Here is a 7860-nt window from a genome sequence, read left to right on the forward strand (position 1 = left end):
ATGTTTGGCTTCGGCCCCGCTGACGTAGCGGATCTGGAACGAGGCCGTCAGTTCACCCACGCGGGCGTCGACGTGCCCCGGCACCTCGTCGCCGGTGTGCGAGCGGCGAGCGCGCTTGTTCAGCGGGATCACCACGGCCTCATCCGAGAATTCCTCGTCCATGGATCGTTCTCCTTCTCCGGCTACCACACGCTCCGAAAACGTGTGCGGTGGTGGCTGTTTGGTGGGTTGTGGCACGTCTCGGGAACCGTCCGGATCCCTGTGCAGCGGGGTCCATGAACGCTCCGTAGCGGCCACGGCGTCAAATGTCTTCTCTTGCACCGTTTCTGCCGCCATGACCGCCCGCATCCCCACCCGGGATGCCGAACCACGGCATCCGGCGGCCAGCGCCGTTCTGGCGGGGTAGACGCGCGGACCGGCGCGGCGTGGTCCTTGACCGGCCACCGTCCCCCGGCAACGATTCCGCCGCTGGCGACGGAGCGGGCAGCGGAGGCGGGTTCACGCCGCCCATCGGTCGACTGTTTCGTGGGCCGTCTCGTCGGAGTCGATGCCGACTTCGGTGTCCTGCGATTCCGTGGCCGCTGCTAGTTCGCCGGGATCGGTGGTGATGAGCGCGTTCTCGGTGGCCGAGGCCAGCGACCCGAATACCGCGCGGTCGCCGCCGACCGCGAGAAGTCCCGAACCGCGTGCGGCGGAGAGGAGGAACTGTTGCTCGCCGTCGGAGAGGTGGAAGGCGGTGGCGACCTCGTCGATGGCTTGAGGTGCCTGGCGCAGCAGGATCTGGGTCGCGGCATTGGAGATGATCGCGCGCCCCAGATCGGTCGAGAGCACATCCGCGCAGTCCTGGGTGGCGACGGTGAGTCCGGCCCAGTGTTTGCGGAAGCTCTTCGCCGCTCGGAACAGGAATGCGGCTCCGGCAGGTTCGCGCAGCAGTAGCCATGCCTCGTCCACGGTGATCATGCGAGGCCGACGCTGGCCTGGGTTCGATACCCGCCTCCAGGTGAGGTCCAGCACGAGCAGGGTGCCGATGGTTTTCAGCTCGTCGGGCAGCTCCCGCAGCGAGAACACGATCAGCCCACCCTCGGGTTCGGTGGTGGTGGGCCCGTCGAGCAGCCCGGCATAGGCTCCCTGCCCGGTGTAGGGGTGCAGCCCGGCAGCCAGCTCGGCCCCAGCGGGTGTGCCGAGCTGGCCGAGCTGATCACGCAGTCCGCTCAGCGTGGGCGCGGGCAGGGTCCAGGTGGTGGGGTCGTCGGTGATCCCGGCGGCGGTGTAGGTGGCTGCCAGCGCGGCGTCCAGGGCCGCCCGTTGCGCGGCGTTCTGGTTTCCCAGCAGCACCTGGATCAGGGTGTGGCAGAACAGCTTGCGTCGGGTGAGCCCATCGGCTGGTGCGCTGCGGCGGCCGTCGGATCGGGTGTGGACTTCCAGATCGAACGGGTTGAGCCGCACCCCGGGTGCGCCGAGGCGGATGTGGGTGCCGCCCACGGACTCGGCGAGGCGGCGGTATTCGTCTTCGGGATCGATCACGACCTGCTCGATCCCGCGATACAACGCCCGAAGGATCTCGGTTTTGACCAGATACGACTTGCCCGCGCCCGAACGTCCCAGCACGACGAGGTTGTGGTTGTGCGCCTCATGCCCGAAACGGTCCACGAACAACAACCCCGACGCGGCGTCGCGGCCGTATAGGACTCCCTGGGGTCGGGCAGCCTGGGCGGGGTCGACGGCGGGGAGTTGGGGTGAGTCGAAGGGGAATGCCGCGGCGAGGGCGGTGGTGTCGAAAGTCCGCTGGACCCGGATCAAGTCGAGCCCGAGAGGCAACGTGGTCACCCAGGCTTGAGCTGCCCGGTAGGACAGGGTGCAGGTGTCCACAAGCAGGCTCGCCGCCAGCGCCCGCACTGCGGCCACCTCGTCGGCCAGTTCGGTTTCCGAAGCGGCGTGCACGGTGAGATACACCCCGACCCGGAACAGGCGTGCCTCGGCGCGGGCGACGCGGGCCGAGAGGTCTGCGGCGTCCTCGACGGCGACGTCGACCTGCGGGTCGGTCAGGCGGCCCCGGCCGAGATCATGCATCCGGGAGGATTCGAGGCGGGCCTGCTGGCGGCGCAGCCGGGTGGCGGCGGTGGCCGGGTCGACGGGCTCGACGTGCACGGCGACCTCGACTCGCCCAGGGTGCGAGAGAAGTGGTGCGAGCCAGCCGGCCGTCACCTCGCGCGGGTATCCGGTGACTGCGAGGGTCGCACTCCAGTCAGATCCGATTTCGAGGTGCCGGGTGCCGATGGTGAGGGACTCCGGGGCGAACCGGTCGAGTCCTTCCCCGGCGAACGGGTCCGGGGTCGGGGTGTCGGGGTCGGTGGTGATCACGGTGTCGGCGGTGGTGATGTCGGCGGCGGGCGAGACGAGGCTCTCGGGGTTGGTGCAGCTGGTCAGGACGGCGGTGGCGGCGTCGTTGTCGAGTGCGGTGACCGAGATTCCCAGTGGGTGCAGGACATCGGCGGCTTCGTTCATCCGGCGCAGGAGCCGGGACTCGGCGGCGCGGCGCGCGCCACCCGAGAGCGTGCGCTGAGCCTGTTTCCGGCCGGGCAGCCGTGCACGCAATCCGGTGGAAGCGAGGGACGCGGTCTGTTCGCGCCAGATCAGCAGGACTTGCCGGTGCACCGGGTCTTCGCGGGCGGCCAGGTCGGCGAGGTGGTCGGCGTGGTCGAGGGCTGCCGCGGCGAGGTCGGCCGACATCTGGGATGCGGCGGTGTGCAGGCCGGTGATGTGTTCGGTCAGGTCCAGCCGCGCCGAGCGCACCAGGATCTGCACGGGTTGGCGCAGGGTGTGCAGCCAGCCCGCGAGTTGGCCGACGAGGCTGTCTTGTTCGGCCGGGGTCCGCAGCGACAGGTTGAGGGTCCCGGCGACCGCGAGAACAGCGAGGCCGTCGGCGCCGAGGTCGATCACGGCGACGTCACCGCCTCCCCCACTGCTGGCAGACACCGACTTCGGGAGTCGCGCCGCTTGCGCGGTCAACAGAGCCGGTGTCGGCGGTTGCGAGCGGGTTCTGGTGCTGCGACGGGAGATCCATTTCGGGTGGGCCTGAACGCGGGTCCTGGCCAGGCGGTGCGGCCGAAGGCGGTGGCGGATCGCTGCCACGAGCAGCAGGTCGGCTGACAAGCCGTCGCGGCGGGTGAGCACCGCGACCGCGACGACGACGAACACCAGAGCAGCGGCGACGGCGAACACCGGCAGAGCCAGCACGGTTCGGGCGGCGGCCCAGGTCGAATACAGCAGGACGGCTGTGGTGGCGAGGACGGCGAGTTGGCGGGCGGTGAAGGGACCGAGGAGCCGGTCGGAGCGGTCGACGTCGGCGGGAATGCGCACGATGGTGCTCACTGGAGGTTTCCTCCTCTCGGGGCGCGAGGCGCGCGGCGGCGCACGGGCAGATCGGGCATTGGCAGATGCAGCTGCCGCCCCGCCGGACGTGCCGGGGCCGGTGCGGGTGGTGGTGGGTTCGGTGGCGGTGGGGCGGGTTTGACCCGGGTGACGGGGAACGGCAGCGGGTACTGGCCGCTGCGCGTCGGGCGAAGACGCGCGTACGGGTCGGGCGGGGTGGGTTCGGTGAAGTCGAAGGCGAGCTGTTCGGTCCGCCGTCGAGGGGTGGGGCGTTCCGGTGGCGGGGCCGGGGCCGCCGGTGTCGTGCGGACGCGGCGCACGGGGATCGGGAGTGGGTACTGTCCCCCGGCCCCGGCGCGGATCCCCCGGTACGGGTCCGGCGGAGTGAAGTCGAGCGCGAGCTGGCGTCCCCTCGCCGACCGGGTGGGACGCGGCGGTGGAGTGCCGGTCGCCTCGGCCGGTGTTGGGCTAGGTTGCCTGGCGACCCGGCGGACTCCTTCCAGGGGCAGCATGAGCTGCCCGTCTCGTGTCGAGCGCACCCGCGCGTACGGATCGGGCGGCCCACTGCTGGCGGCGGTGCGAGGTGCTCGTGGGGCGCGGGCAGGGCGAGGAGGTCGCCGTGCCGATGCCCCCGAGGCAGCGGTACGGGCGCTGCTCGAGGTGGCTCCTTTGAGCATGCCGAGGGTTTTGTAGGCGATGAACCCGCGCACGATCGACCCGAGGAACGAGCGGCCTTGCCCGATCTTGAGCACCGACAACAGCCACATCGGTGTTTTGATCAGGACGAACATCAACGCCAAAGCGACGGTGAGGTCGGCGATCTCGTTGGTGTCGGGGCCGAAGAGGTGCCAGCCGCCGGGGGTGAGCAGGACCCGTAGGACGGTCACCAAGGTCAGTGATTGCACGACCTGGATCGCCAGGCACGCGGCGAAGGAGCGCCACCACCAGCGGGCGATGCCGTCGAGGCCGGGCAGCCCGTGACACATCAACGCCAGGGGCGCGCCCACGATGAGCAGGATCGTGATCGTGACCCGCACGACGTAGGAGATGAGCAGCACCAACAGCATCACCGACAGCGCCAGTTGCAGCAGCACGAACACGCCTCGGCTCTGGTGGCTGGTGAATGCGAGCTCGGACAGCGCGTCGGCGGCCGATCCGGAGTCGACACCGTCTCCGGCCAGTGCACCGGCGAGGGTGTTGGCGAAACCGATTCCGGCGGTGGCGATCATCATGCTCAATCCCCCGGCCGCGAACCCGATCACCAAGCGGGGGGCGAGTTCGCGGATGGACCATTGGGTTTGGACGGTCTCGCGCATCATCAACAGCACACCTGCGGCCATCACGACCAGGACGTAGAGCGCGACCACGATCTGCCACGACTGATTCCACAGAGCCCCGATCTCGGGTATCTCCCCGGGTTCGGGTGTGGTGAGCAGGGTGTGCGAGAGCAGTTCCAGCAGCGGGTTGAGCGAGGTCTCCACGATCCGCTGGAAGAACCCGTCGACGGCGTTCTCCACACAACCGTTGATGTTGGTGACCCCGCACTCCGCCGACCCCGAGCCAGAACCGGATCCGGGTGCCGTTGTCGTGCCGGGCGCGGTCGTTGTCGGTGGGGTGGTGGTCGAGGGTGGTGTCACCCAACGGCGTGGGGTTGTGGTGGTCGGTGGAGGGGTTGTCGGGGCGGGTGTGGCCGGTGCGGTGGTCACCGGCGGGGCCGGTGTTGGGGTGGCGGGTTGGGCGGCGGCATCGGCGGAACTGGTGAGCGCGATCAGGACCGCGGCGAGCACCGCCGCTGCGCTGGCGGCAGCGATGCGTGCGGCCGGTGTGAACCGGGCGGGTGCCGGGGGTGCCTGGGCCGAGGTGGTCACGGTCAGGCTCCGATGATGGACTTGAGCACGGCGACGATGACCGGGGCCAGCATCGCCAGCGCGTATCCCAGGCACGCGGCGCGGAAGGCGGTTTTGGCTTTCTCGATCTCGCTGGGGTCGCCGCCGCCGAGCAGGTAGCGGGCTCCGGCGATGGTCAAGAACAACGTCGCCAGCCCGGCCAGGATGCCCACCAGCCAGTTGCGGGCGTTGTCGATGACCTCCCCCAACGACGAGGCGATGGCCAGCACATCGGTGTTCGGTGGTGTCGCCGAAGCGGATCCGGTGATCAGTACCAGCAGCACCATGCTCGTGGCCGCGACCGCGAGCACCCGCAGCCAATGCCGCGCGCGCCGAGCTGACCGTGGCGTCGTCTGGTCGAGATGTCCCTGGATGGTGTTCATGCCGCCACCTGCCCGTGCTCGATGCTCGACGGTGCTGGAGTGACCGAGTGCCGGTTCGGCCGGCGACCTCGCCGCGGTGACCGATCCGGTGGTGCGAGGGCGGTGACCGCCGCCGCCTCGACCGGGCTGGTGCGCTCGGGATCGACGTCGCGGGCACGGTCGTTCAGCCATGCGAGCAGAGCGCGTTCGGCGCGGGGCCGCTGCTTGCGCAACTTCCACAGCGACACACCACGTTCAGCGGCCAAGGCGGTCAGTGACCGGCCCTCCCACCGTGACGCGGCGATGAGTTCGGCCGCGTCGGCGGAGATCACTCCAGCGGCCACGGCATCGGCCAGCACCGTTTCGGGGTGCCCCGGCTCCGACACCATCGCCTGGCCCTGCTCCCCCAGCGCAGCCAGGTCACGGTCGAGGTCTCCGACGATGGTCACGCTGGTTCGCTGACCAGTTGCCGCCGCGAGAGCCGCACGGTAGGCACCCCAACGCAGCCGATGCCATACCCCCGGCTGGTCCAGGCCGACGCGCGGGAGATGGGCCAGGAACGCGGTCAGGATTTCGGACTCGATGTCGTGGCGGACGGTGTGGCTCGAGGTCACGCACTCACTGGCGGTCCGCGACAGCATCGGCGCGGCCAGCCCAGCGCAGACGAGCATCGCGTCAGCCTCCTGGGCGCGGACCCGTTGCAGAAGCCACACCCAGATCGTGTCGACCTCTGCCATCGGGGTGGCCGGGTGCCACAGCCGCTCGCGCAACTGCCCCCACGTCGGCACCGGGGTGGCGGGGTCGGGCTGCGAGGTAGGCACCGGGCGCGGGTCGGCGGGCAGGGTTTCGGCGGCCATCCGGTCGAAGCCCGCCCACACCACCGCCAGCGGCGAGCCCGGCTTTCCGCCCGGTCCCGCATATGTCGCTACGTGTGAATTCGTCACTACAGATCTCCTTGTTCGGTCGAGAACTTCCGACCTCGCAAGGACACCTCGCACCCATATCCGAAACGCATCCAAACCCTATCCAAAACCTATCCAAACCCTATCTGAAACATATCCAAGTCATATCCTGCGCGGATTGGCGAATATTTCGCTATCGCTCGCCACGCCGCCACCAGACCACCGGATATCCGCCCGGATATGTACTCCTACCTGCACTTGTGAAGGTGCGGATAGAGCCAGGATATGAACCGGATATGTTTCAGATAGTTTCCGGATAGTGCGCAACACCTCATCGGCAACCCAGCACAAAAATTCTCAAAAAAATTCCTAACCCCAGTGAACGGACCGCCTTCCCCGGGCCCAATTTTCAGCCTCAGGAAATTCTCAGAAAAAATATCGGGCACCCGTGTCCCGATTTCGGCTTTTTGGCGGAAGTAAGCGAGTACACACCGCTCTCTCGCTCAGGAGGCCACAATGCCCGCCAGTTCCCGCCGACCCCGTTCCACCTCCGCCGCCGTGCGCGTCCCCTCGACCCTGTGGGCGCTGGGGTCCGAGCCGCTCGATCCCGACGACCGTTGGCCCGATCGGGCTCTGGTCCACACGATCACCGAATTCTCCGCGCCCGGCGCGCGAGTGATGCTGCTCGGTTGGCCCGCCCCCGTCACCCGAGGGGCGTTGCGGATCATCGAGCCCGACACCGCCGCCGCACTGTCCACGATCGGCGATCTGGGACGCCACGGACTCGACGCCCCCGCCAACCAAACGTGGACGGGCGAGCCGGTGGATCTGGTCGTCGCGAGCCTGCTCGCCGATCATCTCGACCCGATCGCCGCCGCCGAGCACATCACCGCTCTCGCGACCGAAGTCCTCGCGATGGGCGGGTTGCTGGTCGTTATCTCCCGCTGCCGACACAGCGACTCCGGGATCCTGTTCGACCCGGCCGGATCGGTCGTGGCTGCCGCTCAAGCCGCCGATCTGCTCTACCTCCAGCACATCATCGCCGCCCCCATCTCCGGGCAGATCGTCACCGCGACTCCCACCCCGGCTCCCTCGGGCAACGCGCGCCACACCGTCGCGCACACCGACGTCTTCGTCTTCCTCCAGCCCGCCCATGGCTGAGCCCATCCGCCCTCTGCCCCACCGCAACTCTCACGCGAAGGACGCCCCGATGACTCTCGAACCGACCACCACCGCCACCGCCACCGCCGACATCGACTCCGGCACCCCCGCACAGACCGGCCCGGCGGTCGCGCCGGTGTCGGTGTGGGCCACCGCGCAGACCGCGCCCACCGCGCA

Annotated in this window: 5 protein-coding genes; 1 reads left to right on the forward strand and 4 read right to left on the reverse strand. The window is 69.3% G+C overall.

Annotation, left to right across the window (positions count from 1 at the left end; genetic code table 11):
- Positions 1 to 498 precede the first annotated feature (498 nt).
- Genes APZ21_RS33330 through APZ21_RS26065 form a run of 4 tightly spaced genes read right to left on the reverse strand, consistent with a single transcriptional unit; the run spans position 499 to position 6564 of the window.
- Positions 499 to 3372: a PrgI family protein gene (locus APZ21_RS33330; protein WP_019045706.1), complete on the reverse strand. Its 2874-nt coding sequence runs from the start codon at positions 3370 to 3372 to the stop codon at positions 499 to 501.
- On the reverse strand, positions 3369 to 5240 hold the full coding sequence (locus APZ21_RS26050) for a TrbL/VirB6 family protein (RefSeq protein WP_156371337.1): 1872 nt from the start codon (positions 5238 to 5240) through the stop codon (positions 3369 to 3371). The genes APZ21_RS33330 and APZ21_RS26050 overlap by 4 nt, the downstream gene beginning before the upstream one ends.
- Positions 5241 to 5242: 2 nt before the next feature.
- Entirely contained in the window at positions 5243 to 5641 is a 399-nt protein-coding gene (locus APZ21_RS26060; RefSeq protein ID WP_204249161.1) for a pilin, read from the reverse strand.
- Positions 5638 to 6564, reverse strand: coding sequence for a hypothetical protein (locus APZ21_RS26065; protein WP_022567156.1), 927 nt, complete (start codon positions 6562 to 6564; stop codon positions 5638 to 5640). Before APZ21_RS26065 ends, APZ21_RS26060 begins: the two co-directional genes overlap by 4 nt.
- A 474-nt stretch (positions 6565 to 7038) precedes the next feature.
- On the opposite strand from APZ21_RS26065, the gene APZ21_RS26070 reads away from it, so the two are divergent.
- Positions 7039 to 7683: a hypothetical protein gene (locus APZ21_RS26070; RefSeq protein ID WP_054815919.1), complete on the forward strand. Its 645-nt coding sequence runs from the start codon at positions 7039 to 7041 to the stop codon at positions 7681 to 7683.
- The last annotated feature ends 177 nt before the right edge of the window (positions 7684 to 7860 follow it).

Origin of the sequence: Nocardia arizonensis, from assembly GCF_001310275.1 — a bacterium.
Lineage (GTDB): Bacteria > Actinomycetota > Actinomycetes > Mycobacteriales > Mycobacteriaceae > Nocardia > Nocardia arizonensis.

Bases quoted from the DNA above. Each gene is read 5' to 3' on its own strand.
- APZ21_RS26060 (WP_204249161.1), bottom strand. From the start codon at position 5,641: ATGAACACCATCCAGGGACATCTCGACCAGACGACGCCACGGTCAGCT.
- APZ21_RS26070 (WP_054815919.1), top strand. From the start codon at position 7,039: ATGCCCGCCAGTTCCCGCCGACCCCGTTCCACCTCCGCCGCCGTGCGC.